The organism is Luteibacter sp. UNCMF331Sha3.1, assembly GCF_900109915.1.
In the GTDB taxonomy this organism is placed as follows: domain Bacteria; phylum Pseudomonadota; class Gammaproteobacteria; order Xanthomonadales; family Rhodanobacteraceae; genus Luteibacter.
Map to the genome: position 1 here is coordinate 494396 of NZ_FOBU01000002.1, position 15332 is coordinate 509727.

Sequence of the window (15332 nt, forward strand, 5' to 3'; positions counted from 1 at the left end):
GGCACGGCATGACGGTACTCGTGCTCGGGGCGTCCGGACAGATCGGGCAGTTTCTCCTTCCGAGGCTCGACGCCGCGGGCCTCGACTGGATCGCAGTGAGCCGGCAGGCACGCGCCGACGCCCGCTGGCGTCTCGGCAGCCTGCCCACCGACATGCCCGACCTGCCGCCGCTGCGCGCGGTGGTCAGCCTCGGCCCGATCACCGAATTCGCGGCGTGGCTCTCGGCGAACCGGCTTCCCGGCACGCCGCACATCCTCGCCACCTCGTCGATGAGCGCGGAGTCGAAGCGCGAGTCGATGATCGTCGAGGAGCGCGAAGTGTCGCGCCGCCTGCGGGAAGGGGAAACCGCGATCGCCACGATCTGCGCCTCGCGCGGCATGCCGTGGACGCTGTTCCGCCCCACGCTCATCTATGGCGCGGGCGTGGACAAGAGCCTCACGCCGATCGTCCATGCCTCGCTCCGCCGCCGGGTGTTCCCCATCCCGTCGGGCCGGGGCCAGCGCCAGCCGGTGCACGCCGACGACATCGCCGCCGCGGTGGTGGCCGCCATCGCGTCCCCCTTCGCGCGGGGGCAGACCTTCCCGATCGGCGGCGGCGAACGCCTCCCCGCCGCCGAAATGTTCCGGCGGGCCCGGCGCAGCGCCGGCGGGACCACGTTGCCCGTGCCCATCCCCCGGCTGGTGCTGGACCTCGCAGCGATGATGTCGCCGGCGATGCGTGGGCCGGTGAACCGGCTCGATAGCGACCTGATCGCCGACAATGCGGAGCTGGAGCGGGTGCTCGACATCCATCCCCGCGGCTTCCAGCCATCGCCGGAGACGTGGCGGCGCAGGGTCTGAGGCCCGCCGCCACCGCTTCGCCACCTTCCGTTCAGATGGCCGCCGGGGAACTGCCCCTATCATCCGGGGATACCTTCTTCCCCAGGATCTACCCGCGTTGGCTTTCCTGAACCGTCTCGGCTCCGCCCTGCGTACCAGCTGGCCCTGGTTGCGTATCCCCTTCTGGCTGACGATGGGTCTCGTTTTCGGCTTCCTGTTGCCCTACACGCTGATCCTCAACGCGCGCCTGCAGAATCGTTTCAACGACCTCGTGTTCGCGGTGCCGACGCGCGTCTACGCGCGCCCGTTGCCGCTGGCGCAGGGGCTGCCGATGACGCCGGCCGCGCTCGAGCTCGAGCTGACCTTCGCGGGCTACACGCCCGAGGGCGGCGGCAGGGTGCAGGGCAGCTACTCGAAGAACGGCTCGCGCTTCGTCATCGCGTCGCACGGTTACGCCGGACCGGACGGCGGCGAGTTGCCGCATCGCATCCGGGTCTCGCTGTCCGACGGCCAGGTGGCGTCCGTGGTCGACGACGCGAACGGCAAGCCGATCAAGTCGATCCATCTCGACCCCGCGCGCATCGCCACGCTCTACGGCGCGCAGCAGGAAGAGCGCCGCATCGTGCGCATCGACAACGTGCCGCCGTTGCTCGTGTCGGGCCTCCAGGCGGTCGAGGACCGCGACTTCAAGAGCCACATCGGCCTCGATTTCTCGGCCATCGCGCGCGCGTCGTTCGCCAACATCCGCGCGGGCCACACGGTACAGGGCGGCTCGACGCTCACGCAGCAGCTCGTGCGCAACCTGTTCCTCGACCGTAGCCAGAACATGCTGCGCAAGGTCAACGAGGCCATCCTGTCGCTGCTGATGGAAGCGCACTACTCGAAGGGCCGTATCCTCGAGGCGTACGTCAACGAGGTATTCCTCGGCCAGCAGGGCAGCCAGGCCGTGCACGGCTTCGCCGCCGGCGGCGAGTTCTTCTTCGGTCGTCGCCTCGAAGACCTGCGCCCGCAGGAGATCGCGCTGCTCGTCGGCCTGGTGAAGGGGCCGAGCTATTACGACCCCCGCCGCTATCCCGACCGCGCGCTCGCGCGCCGCAACCTGGTGCTCCAGCAGTTCCACGACACGGGCCTGCTAGACGACGCGCAGACGAAGGCGGCGCAGGCCTCTCCGCTCGGCATCGCCGCGAACGCGCAGCTGCCGCACAACCGCTTCCCGGCGTTCATGCAGCTCGTCCGCTCGCAGATCACGGCCGACTTCGACGAAGCCGCGCTACGCGATGGCAGCCTGTCGATCTTCACCACGCTGGACCCGTCGGCCCAGCTGTACACCGAGCAGGCGATCGTCTCCACCATGAAGGGCCTCGGCAAACGCGGCGCCGCCGCGCAGGCCGCCGCCGTGGTCACCGACACCACCAACGGTAGCGTGCTCGCCGTCGTCGGCTCCCGCGACCCGGGCGATCAGGGTTTCAACCGCGCGCTCGACGCGCGCCGCCCGATCGGCTCGCTGGTCAAGCCGCTCGTCTACCTCGTGGCGCTTGCGCAGCCGTCGAAGTGGTCGCTGGCATCCATCGTCGACGATTCGCCGATCAACATCCGGCAACCCGACGGCAAGCCCTGGACACCTCAGAACGACGATCGCGAGATCCATGGGCAGGTGCCCATGCTCGACGCGCTCGTGCATTCGTGGAATCTCGCCACGGTGAACCTCGGTCTGCAGGTGGGGGTGCCCCGCATCAAGGGCTTCCTCGAATCGTTCGGTCTGGAGGACGTCAACCCGAGCCCGTCGCTCCTGCTCGGCGCCGTGGATCTCTCGCCGCTGCAGGTCGCCCAACTCTACGAATACATCGCCGCCGATGGCCACGCGTTGCCGCTCGTCGCCGTGCGCGGCGTGATGGACGACAAGGGTCAGGCCATCAAGCGTTACGAAGTGAAGGGCGGCGAAGGCGAATACCAGACCGCCGCGCGGCTCACCACGTGGGCGATGCAGCAGGTCGTCAACGGCGGTACCGCCGCGGCCATCGGCAATTCGGGCCTGTCGTGGCTGCACGCGGCCGGCAAGACGGGCACCAGCGACAGTCAGCGCGACAGCTGGTTCGCGGGCTTCACGGGCGACCGCCTCGCGATCGTATGGATGGGTCGCGACGACAACAAGCCGACGGGTCTCTACGGTGCCACCGGCAGCATGCGCGTGTGGCAGGATCTGTTCCGCAAACTGCCGACGCGCCCACTGGCCGCCACGCCGGGCGAAGGCCTCGAAATGGCCTATGTGAATCCGCAGACCGGCAAGCGCACGGACCCGTCGTGCGAGGGGGCCCGCTCGTTCCCGTTCGTGGCCGGTTACGTGCCGGAAGCGGAGGAGGGCTGTTTCTGGCAGCGATTCAAGGGTATGTTCGGCGGCGACGCCGAGCCCTCCGCACCGGCCGCACCCAGTAATCCCGTGGATTGACCCATGCATCGCCTTCGTTTCTGCGCCATCGCCACCGTTACGCTCGTCGCCGCCTGCAGCCAGCCCGCGCCGCCGCAGGCCACGCGACCCACCAAGCCCACCTACGACATCGTCGCGCAGGTACGCGCGGCGGGTGAGCGCGAAAAATCCGCCATCGAGGTCGCGCCGCTGCGCGATCCGGGCGTGCAGGGCCTCGCGCAGTCGGCGCAGGCCGACGATCGCGCCGGCAAGTACGACGACGCCGACGCCAAGCTGGTGCAGGCGCTGAAGCTGGCGCCCGAAGCGCCGGAGCTCATCCAGGACCGCGCCGAGAACGCGATCCGTCGCCAGGACTACACGGCGGCGGAGAAGCTGGCGAAGCAGTCGTTCGATATGGGTCCTAAGTCGGGCAGCCTGTGCGCCCGCAACTGGCAGACCGTCGTGGAAATGCGCCTGCAGGCCGACGACAACGCCGGCGCCAACGCGGCACGCGGCGAGCTCGCCAAGTGCCACATCGCCGGCCCGAACCGCTTCTGATATCCGTCATCGCCAGCAGGCTGGCTCCCGTCCGAGACCGGGTGGGAGCCAACCTGCTGGCGATGCGCGATAGCGGGCCCATGAACCGGTGACGGCAAGCACTGGTGGGAGCCAGCCTGCTGGCGATCCCGCGATAGCGGCCTATGTACCGATGACGCGGAACCGTCAACGGCCGCGAATCACCCGTCCGTGCTCATGCACGGTATCCACCAGCACCTTCACGTTCTCCGGGTCCACTTCCGGCGTGATGCCGTGCCCGAGATTGAACACGTGCCCCGGATGGTTGCCGAAGGCGTCCAGCACGGCACGCGCCTCGCGCGCCACGATTTCCGGCGTGGCACGCAGCACGCTCGGATCGAGGTTGCCCTGAAGCGCCACGCGATCGCCTACGCGGCGGCGTGCTTCGCCGATGTCGAGCGTCCAGTCGACGCCGAGGCCGGCGCAGCCCGTATCGGCCATGGCTTCCAGCTGTCCACCCGCGCCCTTCGAGAACAGGATGGCCGGCAGCTCGCGGCTGACGGGATCGGCTTTCAGCGCGTCGACCACCTGCGCCATGTAGCGCAGCGAGAGCTCGCGGAACGGGCCGGGGCCGAGCAGGCCGCCCCAGGTGTCGAACACCATCAATGCCTGCGCACCGGCATGCGCCTGCGCGACGAGGTAGGCGGCGACGGCGCGCGCGATGGTATCGAGGAGACGGTGCGCGAGCATCGGCTCGTTCCACGCCAGCGCCTTCACGCGCGCGAAATCGCGCGACCCTTCACCCTCGACCATGTAGCAGGCAAGCGTCCAGGGGCTGCCGGAGAACCCGATCAGCGGCACGCGGCCGTCGAGTTCATTGCGAATGAGCCGGACGGCGTCCATCACGTAGCGCAGTTCGCCGTCCATGTCGGGCACGACGAGGGCATCGATCGCGGCGGCGTCGCGCAGCGGTCGCGCGAAACGCGGACCCTCGCCCTGTTCGAACGACAGGCCGAGACCCATCGCGTCGGGGATGGTGAGGATGTCCGAGAACAGGATGGCGGCGTCGAGGTCGAAGCGATCCAGCGGCTGCAGCGTCACCTCGCAGGCGAATTCCGGATTCGTCGCCAGCCCCATGAAGCTGCCGGCCCGGCCACGCGTCGCGCGGTACTCCGGCAGGTAGCGGCCGGCCTGGCGCATGACCCAGATCGGCGTCGTGTCGGTGGGCTCGCGACGAAGCGCGCGGAGAAAGCGATCGTTACGGAGCTCAGCGGCCATGCGCCGACTCCTGTCCCTGACTGAACATGACCTTGAAACCTTTCTTGATCTGCGCGTCGCGCGCCTTGGTGAAGGCGACCATCGCCGCGTCGCGGTCGACGTAGACCTCGCGCTTGAGCATCGCCTTGCCGCCCTGCACGCCGCTTTCGCGATACAGCGTCCAGCCGCCCAGGAGATCCTGTTCGAGCGTTATCTGGACGTAGCGGGGCGCTTCCGCTCCCGCTTCGGGCATGGTTTGCAGGTAGATCCGCATCGAGCGATCCGGGGCAGACGCAGGGCCGGCCATTGTAGGCGCTTTGCGCCTCAGGCGGGCAGGAGCACGCCCAGTACGTCGTCTTCGGCCACACCCGACACGATCTCGGCCCGGCCGATGCCGCGCCAGAGGATCAGGCGCAACGTGCCGGCGGTGTTCTTCTTGTCGAGCCGCATGAGGTCGAGGATCCGGCTGGCCGCGTGCACGCGCGACGGCTCGGTGGGAAGGCCGAGGCGCTGCAGCAGGGCGATCAGGCGCTCGGTGTCGGCGGCCGACGCCATGCCCAGCCGCTCGGAGAGCCGCGCGGCCAGCACCATGCCGATCGCGACGCCTTCGCCATGCAGGATCTCGCTGTAGTTGCCCGCGGTTTCCAGCGCGTGCCCGAAGGTGTGACCTAGGTTGAGCAGCGCACGCTCGCCCTGTTCGGTTTCGTCGCGGGCGACGACACCAGCCTTGTAGCGACACTTGCGGGCGATGGCTTCGATCAGGATGGCGGAGTCGCGTGCGGCGAGGGCATCGGCGTGCGCTTCGAGCCAGGCGAAGAAGGCGGTGTCGCCGATCGCGGCGCCCTTGACGATCTCGGCCAGCCCGGCGCGGTACTCGCGCTGCGGCAACGTGCGCAGGGTGTCGATGTCGGCGACCACGGCCCGCGGCTGGTGGAACGCGCCCGCGAGGTTCTTGCCCGCCGGGAGGTTCACGCCCGTCTTGCCGCCGACGGAGGAATCGACCATCGAGAGCAGCGTGGTGGGCACCTGGATGAAGTCGATGCCGCGCATCCAGCAGGCGGCCGCGAAGCCGGCGAGATCGCCCACGACGCCGCCGCCCAGGGCGATCACGCAGGCGTCGCGCGTGGCGCCCAGCTGGCCCAGCGCTTCGAGCACGCGTCCGACGTTCGCGAACGTCTTGTGCGTTTCGCCATCGTCGAGCAGGTAGGACGTCCAGCGCAAGCCGTCGAGGCCCTTCGCCAGCGCGTCGAGCCAGAGCGGCGCGACGGTGGTGTTGCTCACCACGAGCACGTGCCGCCCGCGGATCGCCGCGCGCCAGCGCGCGCTATCGGCGATGAGGCCGGGGCCGATCCAGACGTGGTAGCTACGTCCGGCGAGGTCGACGTCGACGGTTTCCATCAGCTGCGTTTCCAGTGGCGTTCGAGAAGCGCGATCGCGCGCGGCGCGGCGTCGTCCACGGACTCGTGGCGTCCGCGGAAGATCAGGTCGGCGATGGCTTCGTAAAGATGGTTGCGGTGTTCGGCCAGCGACTCGAGCCGGCCGCGGCGGTCGTCGCCGGCGATCATCGGGCGTGCGGTGTCGTGACGCAGGCGGTCGAGCTGCTCGTCGACGTCCACGCCGAGCATCATGACCGTGCCGCGGGCGGCGAGCGTCTCGCGGTTGGCGGGATCCATCACCGCGCCGGCGCCCGTGGCGAGCACGATGCCCTCGCGGCGACTAAACTCGGCGAGGCACGCGCTCTCGCGCGTGCGAAAACCCGCTTCGCCTTCGCGTTCGAACATGTCGGCGATCTTCATGCCGCAACGCGCCTCGATCTCGACGTCGAGATCGATGAAAGGCAGGCCATAGTGCGCCGCGAGGCGCTGTCCGATCGTGGTCTTGCCGGCGCCCGTGGGGCCGACCAGGAACAGGTTGGGCGAAGGATTCATCGCTCCGATGCTAACAACAAGCCATCCGCAGGGATATGCAACGGTCCTCGTCGCGGGGGCTGGCGACGTCGGCACCCGCGTGGCGCGCCGCCTTGTCGCGCAGGGTCGGCAGGTGTTCGCGTTGCGCCGGAGCGACGCCGATCGTGACCACGGCATCCACTGGCTGCGCGGCGACCTGACGCGACCGGCGTCGCTCGAAGGCCTGCCGGCGGTCGACGCCGTGGTATTCGCGCCGGCTCCCGATGCGCGTGACGAGGCGACGTACCGATCCCTCTTCGTCGACGGGCTGCGCCACCTCCTGCATGCCCTGCCGGAGGCGCCGAAACGCACGCTGTTCGTGTCGTCGTCCGCGGTGTATGGCGAACACGGCGGGGCCTGGGTCGACGAGGCGACGCCGGTCGCCCCACCGGGCTTCAACGGTCGCGTGCTGGTCGAGGCCGAGCGATGGCTGGCCGGGAACGCCGTGGGCGGGATCGCGGTGCGCCTTGCCGGACTCTACGGGCCCGGCCGGACGCAGCTGTTCGACCGGTTGCGCGAAGGGAAGGCGTCGGCGCCGCACGGCGGCCGGGTGTACGCCAACCGCATCCATGTCGACGACGCGGCGGCGGCGCTCGCGTTGCTGCTCGACGTCGACCGGCCGGAGCCCGTGTACGTCGGCGTCGACGACACGCCGCTGCCCATCGACGTGCTCTACGGCCATCTGGCGACGCTGCTCGGCGCGCCTGCGCCTGCCGACGGTACGCCGCCGGCCGGCATCGGCAACAAGCGGCTCTCGAACGCGCGGCTGCGCGCCGCTGGTTTCCGCTGCGCATGGCCCGATGCCCGCGATGGCTACGCGGCGTTGATCGGCTCGGGTCACTCTCCGACGTAGCGCTTCGATCCTTCGCCAGCAGGCTGGCTTTCCCACCCGATCATCGGCCCCTGGTAGGAGCCAGCCTGCTGGCGATGGCCGGAGCGGCAGGTCGACGCGTGCGTGCGACGCGACGATGTCTGTCGAGGGGGACGAGCAGGTCGGCCGTTGCGCCCAACGACGCCAACGCCCAGCGACTGATCCGCTCGTAATGCTGCAGAAACCGCGCAAGCTCAACGGCATCCATCGCGCGCGCGTCGCCACGCTCGCGCAGCGGCCGCTCGGCTTCGTCGCGCCATGTCGCAACGACATCCCACGACGGGGCCTGCAGCACGACGAGCGCGTCGAGGCGCGCCCATATCGGCGCGTAACTCGCGAGTTGCGCGTTCACCCAGCGTCGCCAGCGCCCATCGGGATCCTCGTCGCGTTCGAGCGCGTTGACCGGCAGGTCGAGCGCGGCATCGTCCTCGGGCGTCACGCCGAGGCACCAGCCTTCGAGCAGCACGAGCGCCGGCACGTCGGCCACCGTGGGCCATTGCGCCGCCGGATACCGGTCGTCACGGCCTTTGTCGAAGCGAGGAACGGCGACCGGCCTGCCGGGCGTGGCCTGCGCCAGCGCGTCGAGTGTCGAGGCGAGCAGGGCGAGGTCGTGCGTGCCCGGTACGCCGCGTGTGCGCAGCAGCGGATGCACATCCGCGGCCAGCGCCGCACGCTCGGCCCGTGTCAGGTAGACATCGTCGAGCGAGAGCGCGACGGCGCCCCAGCCTCGCTCCGCGGCCGCATCGACCAGCGCGGCGGCGAGGAAGCTCTTGCCGGCACCCTGCAAGGCGGAAATGCCCAGCACGAAGGGGCGCCCGGCGTGCCCGATGTCCGCGGCGAAGCGCCCGAGGACGGTGGCGGCCAGCGTGCTAGCATCGGGCGATTCCATGGCCGACAGCATAGTCCATCGTCATGCTTACCCCCGATATCCTCCATACGTTCCGCGGCCTGCTCGACGAAGCGAAGGCCAGCGGCGATCGCGAACCGAGCGCGATGAATCTTTCCACCTGCGACAAGGACGGCCGGGTTCATTCGCGCATCGTGCTGCTCAAGGCGATCGACGAACGCGGCCTTCGGTTCTTCACCAACTACGAGAGCGCCAAGGCCGCTCAGATCGCCGAGCATGCGCAGGTCGCGCTGTGCTTCCACTGGAAGCAGATCCGCGAGGGTATTCAAGTGCGCTTCGAGGGCCGCGCCACGAAGGCGAGCGAGGCCGAATCGGATGCCTATTTCGCCAGCCGCCCTCGCGGTAGCCAGATCGGTGCCTGGGCTTCGTTGCAGAGCCAGGAGCTGCCGGATCGCGAGACGTTCGACGCACGCGTCGACCATTACGAGAAGGAGTTCGCCGACCGCGACGTGCCGCGTCCTCCGCACTGGGGCGGCTACGTCGTGGAGCCCGACCGCGTGGAGTTCTGGTACGGCGCCACGTTCAGGCTGCACGAACGCGTGGTGCATACGGAAGCCGGCACCCACTGGACGAGCCACCTGCTGTATCCCTGACCGGAGTTCCGCATGAGCCGCGCCCAACCCGTCCAGCACATCGCGCAGTCCACCTTCACGGTGCACACGCGCGGCCGTTCGCTCAGCGAGATCAGCGATCGCATCGCCGACGCGGTATCGGCGAGCGGCGTCGGCACGGGCATCGCGCACGTGTTCGTCCAGCACACCAGCGCGTCGCTGCTGATCGGCGAGAACGCGGACCCGACCGTCGTGGCCGATCTCGAGCGTTTCTTCGCGCGATTGGTCCCCGACGGCGATCCGTTGTTCCGCCATCGCGACGAAGGCCCCGACGACATGCCGGCCCACGTGCGATCGGTGCTGACCGGCGTGTCGCTTTCGATCCCCGTGCACGGTGGAAAGCCGTTGCTGGGCACGTGGCAGGGCGTGTTCCTCTACGAACACCGGCACGAAGCGCACCAGCGCAAAATCACCGTCACGGTATCGGGGCACTGATGCCGGACGCGTATCCGCAGCGTATCGTCTGCCTGACCGAAGAGCCGACCGAAGTCCTCTACGCGATCGGCGAGGAGCATCGCATCGTCGGCATTTCGGGCTTCACCGTGCGGCCGCCGAGAGCGCGCAAGGAAAAACCGAAGGTCTCCGCGTTCACCAGCGCGAAGATCGAACAGATCCTCGATCTGAAACCCGACCTCGCCATCGGGTTTTCCGACATCCAGGCCGACATCGCACGCGAACTGATCCGCGCAGGCGTCGAGGTCTGGATCAGCAACCATCGCAGTGTCGAGGGCATCGTCGCGTACATCCGCCGCCTCGGCGCGATGGTCGGCGCTGCTGCGAAGGCCGACGCACTGGCCGATCGCGCACAGGCCAACCTCGATCGCATCGCGACGCTCGCCGCAGCCCTGCCGCGCCGTCCGCGTGTGTACTTCGAAGAATGGGACGACCCGCTCATCACCGGCATTCGCTGGGTCGGCGAACTGGTGCGCATCGCCGGTGGCGACGACGTGTTCCCCGAACTGCTCGAAGAGCCGCTCGCGAAGCAGCGCATTCTGGCGGATCCACTGGAGGTCGTGCGCCGCTCGCCGGACATCGTGCTGGGGTCGTGGTGCGGCAAGCGCTTCCGCCCCGAACGCGTCGCCGCGCGACCCGGCTGGCAGGACATGCCCGCCGTACGCGACGGCGAGCTGCACGAGATCAAGTCGCCGATCATCCTGCAGCCCGGCCCGGCGGCGCTGTTCGATGGCGTCGAGGCGATGCACGACATCATCGCGCGCTGGGCGCGCAAGGCCTGAAACATCCCCTGTGGGAGCGCGCTCGCGCGCGAATGGGTGCTCGCGGCAAGCACCCATTCGCGCGCGAGCGCGCTCCCACAGGGGTTCCGGCGGTTCGTCAGGTGGACCTACGGCATCGCGATCCAGCGCCCCAGCTTGCGGATCTCCAGCGGTTTGAACCGGCGCTTGTAATCCATCTTCGGATGCCCGGCGATCCAGAAACCCAGATAAACGTACGGGATGCCGCGGCGCTTCGCGAGCGCGACCTGCTGCAGGATGCCGAAAGTCCCCAGGCTTCGCGACCCCTCGTCCGGGTCGAAGAACGTATAGACGGCCGAAACGCCGGCGAGCGTGACGTCGGTGACGGCGATGCCCAGCAGGCGATCGCGCTGGCGGAACTCGACGAAGAGGGTCGGGCTCCACGGCGCGGAGAGAAAGCGCTGGAAATCGTCGGCATCGGCCGCGTCCATGCCACCGCCGCTGTGCCGGGCGTGCAGGTAACGCCGATACAACGCATGGCGCTCGTGCGTGAAGCCCGCCTGGGCTTCGATCACGGTGAGATCGGCGTTGCGTGTGAGACAGCGGCGCTGCGTGCGGTCCGGCGCGAACGCTGCCACATCGATGCGGCAGGGCACGCAGGCCTGGCATGCCGTGCATTGCGGCAGGTAGAGATGGCCACCGGCGCGGCGAAAGCCTTTGGCGAGCGCGGGAGCGTAGAGGCGGTCGAGATGCGGCGCGCCCGGATCGACCACCAGATTCTGCGCCGTTCGCTCGGCGTAATAGCCGCAACTGTGCGGCAGGGTCTGGAACAGGCGGACGCGGTCGGTCATGGACCCATGTTATAGCCCCATGGCGCGCCCGGCGTCACCGCGGATTCTGGTGATGTTTCCGTTCCATGACTTCGATCAGCACGCGCAGGCTGCGGGCGGACTCGAGGTGCTGTCGCGACCACGGCCGCGAGCGACCGCGCACGGTCTGCTGCCACGCATCGAAACTCTGCCGTGGCGAGAGGCGCGCCCCGGGAATGTTCTCCAGCTTGGCGAGCGACGGATTGCCGCCCCAGCGAACCTGCCGCACCTGTTCGGTGCGCGTCCAGAGCACGGCATTGTGCGACTCGGCCCGCAGCGGCATGAAGATGACGCCGGCGGCGAGCTCGGTCACGGCCGGATCGGCGAGCGCCACGTGCCACTCCGCGACCGAGTCGGTGTGCAGCACGCCCGCGATGCGATCCGGCGAGTCGCCCGCCTTGTGCATGGCCACGACATCGCGCATCCGCAGCAGCGTCGCTTCGTCGGGGAGATGGCCGTGGCGCACCACGCGATCGCCCGAATAGATGGCGACGCCGTCCGCGTCGACGACCTCGAGCAGCTCGGGCGCGAGTGTCGCGAGCAGGTCCGGATCGATACTGTCGGTCTCGCTGAACGCCGTGATCAGCTTTTCGCGCACCGTCAGCAGCGTGCTCTCCACCTCGATCTTCGCGAGCTCCTCGATGGCCGCCACGCGCGCGGCGAAGGAGCGAGCGATGGCATCCGCGACCTCGCGCATCTGGTGATCGGCGAAGAACGGCGCGTAGTGATGGCAGGAAATGAGGCCCCACAAGCGGCCGTTCGTCACGATCGACGCTACGAGCGTGCCGGTCACGCCCATGTTGCCGAGGTACTCGAGGTGCACCGGCGACACGCTGCGTAGCGACACGTCGCTCAGGTCGGTGGGTTGCGAGGTTTCCGGATCCAGCGGCGGGCGGATGACCGCGGGCACGTAGCCACAGTCGCTGATCTGCCGCACGCGGTTGCGCAGGTAGAGCGCCCGCGCCTGCGCGGGGATGTCGGTCGCGGGGTAGTGGAGGCCGAGATAGGCTTCCAGCTCGTCGCGACGGGCCTCGGCGATCACCTCGCCATGCCAGTCGTGGTCGAAGCGATAGACCATGACGCGGTCGTAGCCAAGCAGTGTGCGGATCGCACGCGCGACGCGCGCCGCACCGCGTTCGACCGTGGCATCGTTTTCGAGCCGATGCGCGAGATCGTAGGCCACGCGGATCGGATCGTCTTCGAAATAGCTCTCGCGCGGTTCGATCTCGATCATCCAGCGCGTGTCGTACGCGTGCACCGCGGCATGCCACGTGACGGCCTTGCGCGCCTTCGGAAAGGTGACGGGTACCCACGGACTGTGCGCGGGACGCTCGTCGTCCTCGAAGAGATCGGCGGGCAGCGTCAGCAGGTCGCCAAGCGGCGCGCCGAGCGCCGCGGTCAGGTCCACGCCGACGATATCGCCGATGTTCTCGCTCGCCTGCAGCACCACGCCCGTCGCGGCATCGACCACCAGCAGCACGCCGTGGGGCTGGATCGAACCGGGAATATGGATCGGTTCGCGGTCGCAGGCGGTGAGGTCGGGAAGATCAGTCATGCGGAGAATCGTCCTGTAACGTCCGTTGAAAGCGCGCGAACATGGCGACCGCGGCGTCCGTCGCGGCCGTCTGCGCGGCGCTGTCGTTCAGGACGCGGTCAAGAAGACCCTGGAAGCGGCGCCAGGGTGGCGTGCCCTCGCCCAGCGCGTAGAAATGGTGCGGCAAGTGCGGAAACCGCTGGCGCAGGCCGGCGACGATCATGCGCCCGCCAAGCGCGGAACCCTCGATCACATAGAGCTCGCCCCATGCACAGGGGTGGTCCGAATACGCCCGGGGCTCCGGTAGTAGCGCGCCCGGGCGCGAAACATCTTGCCTCGGTCTCGAGAAACGGCGTGACGCGTCAGGGCAAGCCGGTGCCGGTGCGCTGCTGCGGGCGGCGGTTTTCGGCACCATGGCGCTCAGATCGGCTTCCAGTGCCGCGGCCCGCGACACGTAGCGCCAGCCGGATGTGGTCGCGATATCCAGCAGCCATGCGCCCCGCTCGCGTTCCCACGTGTCGAAGAGAACACGCTGCGCGTCGAGCATCCGCCGGTAGCCCGCCTCGTCGAGTTCGCCCGCGAGCAGGCGGCGCATGAGCGGCGAGGCTTCCGCGGCGGCATGGGCCTCGCGGGTCGCTTCGCGCAGGTGGAGATGCGTCGGTGTCAGCTCCCGCGCGCCGTCCACTCAGAGAACCGCGGTGGCCTTCAGGACGACGATCAGCATCACGCCCGCGACGATCGCCAGCACCATCAGGCGCACGCGGGACGCGGTGCGTTGCGCCACCGGCCGACGGTCGGGCTGGCGATGCATGGCCAGTTCTTCCTGGTAGCGGACGACCGGTTCGATGCCGATGTCCTTGAGCAGGGCGCGGGCCTTCGGAAAATCGTCGGCGCTCTTGACCCAGACCTGCGGCCAGCTGTTGCGGTCGTCGTTGCGCTGCGAGTAGCTGAAGCGCTGGTACGTCGGGCGGTTCCAGCTCGAGCGGTTGGTCACCGACGTTTCGATCGCATGCTCGGTGAGCAGGGCGACGATACGGTCGACGTTGTCCTGGCGGGGCGATGTATAGATCTGGCGCATGGCCCGATTCTACGGGAATTGGCCCTGGGCCGCCGCCGCGGGCGCGAGGGCGCCCTTCACCCGGTTGAGGTCGCCGTCGTTCGGCAGGGGCGCGATCCGCAGGAGATGGGCCAGCAGCGGGTAGACGTCGACGTTCGGGAATGGCGCGATCGTCACCCCGCGGGCGAAGTCCGGTCCCCGGGCCACGAACAGGGCGCGCATCGCCGGATCGAGGTTGTCGTAACCATGCTCGCCGCGTGACATCGGGGCCGTGCGCGCCGCCAGCGTGGCACGGCTGGTGATCGCCCAGCCCGTATCGGCGAGGCAGAGGATGTCGGGCACTCGCGGGTTGCGGCCGTAGTCCAGCCGGGCGGGCAGGGTGTCCTTGCGGTAGCAGCGCATGTGCTCGTGAGGGCCGAGCAGACGGGCCACGGCCTTCGCGCCGTCGACGCCCGGCTTCGGCGCGAAGGTGGCCATCACGCCCCACGACACGGGGTCGATCGCGTCGAGATCGGTTTCGTCGTCCGCGAATACGATGTTGCCGCGAGGCACGTCGGCCATGCCGTGGTCGGACACCACGACGATGTCCGTGGCGTCGAGGAGCCCGCGGTCGCGCAGCCCGGCCACGAGGTAACCCAGGGCGTCGTCGACCTCGCGCAGCGCGGTGTCCACCTGCGGCGAATCCGGGCCGAATTCGTGTCCGGCGTGATCCACGGCGTCGAAATAAAGCGTATCGAAGGCGGGCTTCGCGCCCGGTTCGTCGATCCACAACAGCAGCTTGTCGACGCGTTGGCGGGAGGTCAGGGTGTCGTCGAACGGGATCCAGTGGTCCGGCCGTACGCCGTGGATCGCCGCTTCCGTACCCGGCCAGTACATCGTGGCCGTGCGCAGGCCGTGCTTCTGCGCCGTAACCCAGATCGGCTCGGCCTGCGCCCACCAGCGTCCGTCGCTCGTCGCGGCGTGGTTGGAGAGGCTGAAGCGTCCCAGCGCCGGATCGCGCATCGTGTTGTTGACGATGCCGTTGCGATCGGGCACGCGACCCGTGACCAGCGTGTAGTGGTTGGGGAACGTCAGCGACGGGAACGACGGCAGCATGTAGGGGGTCGTGGCGCCATCGCGCGCGAGGGCGGCGAGATTCGGCGTCAGGCCCCGCTCGACGTAGTTCGCGCGAAACGCGTCGATGGAGACGAGGAGCACCGCATGGCGGGGAAGGGCGGCCGTGGCCCGGTGCGTGGCGCACCCGGCGAGAGCCACGAGACACAGCGTGAGCGCTGCGACGCGGCGGAACAACGTGGCATTCATGGGTGGGGACGTAGGCTCTTGTGCAATCCCTCTCATGATGGACGAGT

The 15332-nt window shown here is 69.1% G+C and carries 17 protein-coding genes; 7 read left to right on the forward strand and 10 right to left on the reverse strand.

The features are described 5' to 3' along the window. Nucleotides 1–8 precede the first annotated feature (8 nt). The 3 genes from BMX32_RS10550 to BMX32_RS10560 all read left to right on the forward strand — a co-directional run bounded on the left by BMX32_RS10550 (nucleotide 9) and on the right by BMX32_RS10560 (nucleotide 3780). Entirely contained in the window at nucleotides 9–839 is an 831-nt protein-coding gene (locus tag BMX32_RS10550; protein WP_089978453.1) for an SDR family oxidoreductase, read from the forward strand. A gap of 172 nt (nucleotides 840–1011) precedes the next feature. Then, nucleotides 1012–3264, forward strand: coding sequence for a penicillin-binding protein 1B (mrcB, locus tag BMX32_RS10555; RefSeq protein ID WP_089980202.1), 2253 nt, complete (start codon nucleotides 1012–1014; stop codon nucleotides 3262–3264). Nucleotides 3265–3267: 3 nt separating this feature from the next. Further along, entirely contained in the window at nucleotides 3268–3780 is a 513-nt protein-coding gene (locus BMX32_RS10560; RefSeq protein WP_089978456.1) for a tetratricopeptide repeat protein, read from the forward strand. A 165-nt stretch (nucleotides 3781–3945) separates the two neighbouring features. Here the strand turns inward: BMX32_RS10560 and hemE are convergent, their stop codons facing one another. Genes hemE through BMX32_RS10580 form a run of 4 tightly spaced genes read right to left on the reverse strand, consistent with a single transcriptional unit; the run spans nucleotide 3946 to nucleotide 6923 of the window. Next, nucleotides 3946–5016 carry a uroporphyrinogen decarboxylase gene (gene hemE, locus BMX32_RS10565; RefSeq protein ID WP_089978459.1) on the reverse strand — a complete coding sequence of 357 codons (1071 nt, stop codon included), beginning with the start codon at nucleotides 5014–5016 and terminating at the stop codon, nucleotides 3946–3948. Beyond that, complete coding sequence (locus BMX32_RS10570) at nucleotides 5006–5269, reverse strand: WGR domain-containing protein (protein WP_089978463.1); 264 nt, start codon at nucleotides 5267–5269, stop codon at nucleotides 5006–5008. Before BMX32_RS10570 ends, hemE begins: the two co-directional genes overlap by 11 nt. A gap of 50 nt (nucleotides 5270–5319) precedes the next feature. Beyond that, the gene (aroB, locus tag BMX32_RS10575) at nucleotides 5320–6393 is read right to left on the reverse strand and encodes a 3-dehydroquinate synthase (protein ID WP_089978466.1); all 1074 of its coding nucleotides are present in this window, start codon (nucleotides 6391–6393) and stop codon (nucleotides 5320–5322) included. Beyond that, nucleotides 6393–6923, reverse strand: a complete 531-nt coding sequence (locus tag BMX32_RS10580; RefSeq protein ID WP_089978469.1) for a shikimate kinase — start codon at nucleotides 6921–6923, stop codon at nucleotides 6393–6395. The genes aroB and BMX32_RS10580 overlap by 1 nt, the downstream gene beginning before the upstream one ends. Before the next feature lie 7 nt (nucleotides 6924–6930). Between BMX32_RS10580 and BMX32_RS10585 the strand changes: the two genes are divergently transcribed. Next, nucleotides 6931–7794, forward strand: coding sequence for an NAD-dependent epimerase/dehydratase family protein (locus BMX32_RS10585; RefSeq protein WP_089978472.1), 864 nt, complete (start codon nucleotides 6931–6933; stop codon nucleotides 7792–7794). A gap of 40 nt (nucleotides 7795–7834) precedes the next feature. On the opposite strand, the gene BMX32_RS10590 is transcribed toward BMX32_RS10585, so the two are convergent. Next, the gene (locus BMX32_RS10590) at nucleotides 7835–8701 is read right to left on the reverse strand and encodes a kinase (protein ID WP_211664206.1); all 867 of its coding nucleotides are present in this window, start codon (nucleotides 8699–8701) and stop codon (nucleotides 7835–7837) included. Nucleotides 8702–8724: 23 nt separating this feature from the next. On the opposite strand from BMX32_RS10590, the gene pdxH reads away from it, so the two are divergent. From pdxH to BMX32_RS10605, 3 genes are read left to right on the forward strand one after another with little or no spacing between them, the layout of a single operon-like run. Next, on the forward strand, nucleotides 8725–9312 hold the full coding sequence (pdxH, locus tag BMX32_RS10595; protein WP_089978475.1) for a pyridoxamine 5'-phosphate oxidase: 588 nt from the start codon (nucleotides 8725–8727) through the stop codon (nucleotides 9310–9312). A gap of 12 nt (nucleotides 9313–9324) precedes the next feature. Continuing rightward, the gene (locus BMX32_RS10600) at nucleotides 9325–9765 is read left to right on the forward strand and encodes a secondary thiamine-phosphate synthase enzyme YjbQ (RefSeq protein WP_089978479.1); all 441 of its coding nucleotides are present in this window, start codon (nucleotides 9325–9327) and stop codon (nucleotides 9763–9765) included. Further along, nucleotides 9765–10565: an ABC transporter substrate-binding protein gene (locus BMX32_RS10605; protein WP_029214054.1), complete on the forward strand. Its 801-nt coding sequence runs from the start codon at nucleotides 9765–9767 to the stop codon at nucleotides 10563–10565. Before BMX32_RS10600 ends, BMX32_RS10605 begins: the two co-directional genes overlap by 1 nt. A gap of 107 nt (nucleotides 10566–10672) precedes the next feature. On the opposite strand, the gene BMX32_RS10610 is transcribed toward BMX32_RS10605, so the two are convergent. From BMX32_RS10610 to BMX32_RS10630, 5 genes are read right to left on the reverse strand one after another with little or no spacing between them, the layout of a single operon-like run. Continuing rightward, nucleotides 10673–11374 carry an arginyltransferase gene (locus BMX32_RS10610; RefSeq protein ID WP_089978482.1) on the reverse strand — a complete coding sequence of 234 codons (702 nt, stop codon included), beginning with the start codon at nucleotides 11372–11374 and terminating at the stop codon, nucleotides 10673–10675. 34 nt (nucleotides 11375–11408) lie between these two features. After that, nucleotides 11409–12947: a GAF domain-containing protein gene (locus tag BMX32_RS10615; protein ID WP_049808714.1), complete on the reverse strand. Its 1539-nt coding sequence runs from the start codon at nucleotides 12945–12947 to the stop codon at nucleotides 11409–11411. Continuing rightward, a complete protein-coding gene (locus BMX32_RS10620) occupies nucleotides 12940–13611 on the reverse strand; it encodes a biliverdin-producing heme oxygenase (RefSeq protein WP_089978487.1) in 672 nt (223 codons plus the stop codon). The genes BMX32_RS10615 and BMX32_RS10620 overlap by 8 nt, the downstream gene beginning before the upstream one ends. After that, complete coding sequence (locus tag BMX32_RS10625; RefSeq protein WP_029213793.1) at nucleotides 13612–14004, reverse strand: hypothetical protein; 393 nt, start codon at nucleotides 14002–14004, stop codon at nucleotides 13612–13614. It abuts the gene before it with no gap. Nucleotides 14005–14013: 9 nt separating this feature from the next. Next, nucleotides 14014–15285, reverse strand: coding sequence for an alkaline phosphatase family protein (locus BMX32_RS10630; RefSeq protein ID WP_089978491.1), 1272 nt, complete (start codon nucleotides 15283–15285; stop codon nucleotides 14014–14016). Nucleotides 15286–15332: the final 47 nt, after the last annotated feature.

Excerpts from the sequence above, each read along its gene's own strand:
- BMX32_RS10580 (WP_089978469.1), bottom strand. The coding sequence starts at position 6,923 with ATGAATCCTTCGCCCAACCTGTTCCTGGTCGGCCCCACGGGCGCCGGC.
- BMX32_RS10625 (WP_029213793.1), bottom strand. The coding sequence starts at position 14,004 with ATGCGCCAGATCTATACATCGCCCCGCCAGGACAACGTCGACCGTATC.
- BMX32_RS10585 (WP_089978472.1), top strand. The coding sequence starts at position 6,931 with ATGCTAACAACAAGCCATCCGCAGGGATATGCAACGGTCCTCGTCGCG.
- BMX32_RS10630 (WP_089978491.1), bottom strand. The coding sequence starts at position 15,285 with ATGAATGCCACGTTGTTCCGCCGCGTCGCAGCGCTCACGCTGTGTCTC.
- BMX32_RS10560 (WP_089978456.1), top strand. The coding sequence starts at position 3,268 with ATGCATCGCCTTCGTTTCTGCGCCATCGCCACCGTTACGCTCGTCGCC.
- BMX32_RS10590 (WP_211664206.1), bottom strand. The coding sequence starts at position 8,701 with ATGGAATCGCCCGATGCTAGCACGCTGGCCGCCACCGTCCTCGGGCGC.
- BMX32_RS10615 (WP_049808714.1), bottom strand. The coding sequence starts at position 12,947 with ATGACTGATCTTCCCGACCTCACCGCCTGCGACCGCGAACCGATCCAT.
- BMX32_RS10605 (WP_029214054.1), top strand. The coding sequence starts at position 9,765 with ATGCCGGACGCGTATCCGCAGCGTATCGTCTGCCTGACCGAAGAGCCG.
- pdxH (WP_089978475.1), top strand. The coding sequence starts at position 8,725 with ATGCTTACCCCCGATATCCTCCATACGTTCCGCGGCCTGCTCGACGAA.
- hemE (WP_089978459.1), bottom strand. The coding sequence starts at position 5,016 with ATGGCCGCTGAGCTCCGTAACGATCGCTTTCTCCGCGCGCTTCGTCGC.
- BMX32_RS10550 (WP_089978453.1), top strand. The coding sequence starts at position 9 with ATGACGGTACTCGTGCTCGGGGCGTCCGGACAGATCGGGCAGTTTCTC.
- aroB (WP_089978466.1), bottom strand. The coding sequence starts at position 6,393 with ATGGAAACCGTCGACGTCGACCTCGCCGGACGTAGCTACCACGTCTGG.
- BMX32_RS10600 (WP_089978479.1), top strand. The coding sequence starts at position 9,325 with ATGAGCCGCGCCCAACCCGTCCAGCACATCGCGCAGTCCACCTTCACG.
- BMX32_RS10610 (WP_089978482.1), bottom strand. The coding sequence starts at position 11,374 with ATGACCGACCGCGTCCGCCTGTTCCAGACCCTGCCGCACAGTTGCGGC.
- mrcB (WP_089980202.1), top strand. The coding sequence starts at position 1,012 with ATGGGTCTCGTTTTCGGCTTCCTGTTGCCCTACACGCTGATCCTCAAC.
- BMX32_RS10570 (WP_089978463.1), bottom strand. The coding sequence starts at position 5,269 with ATGCGGATCTACCTGCAAACCATGCCCGAAGCGGGAGCGGAAGCGCCC.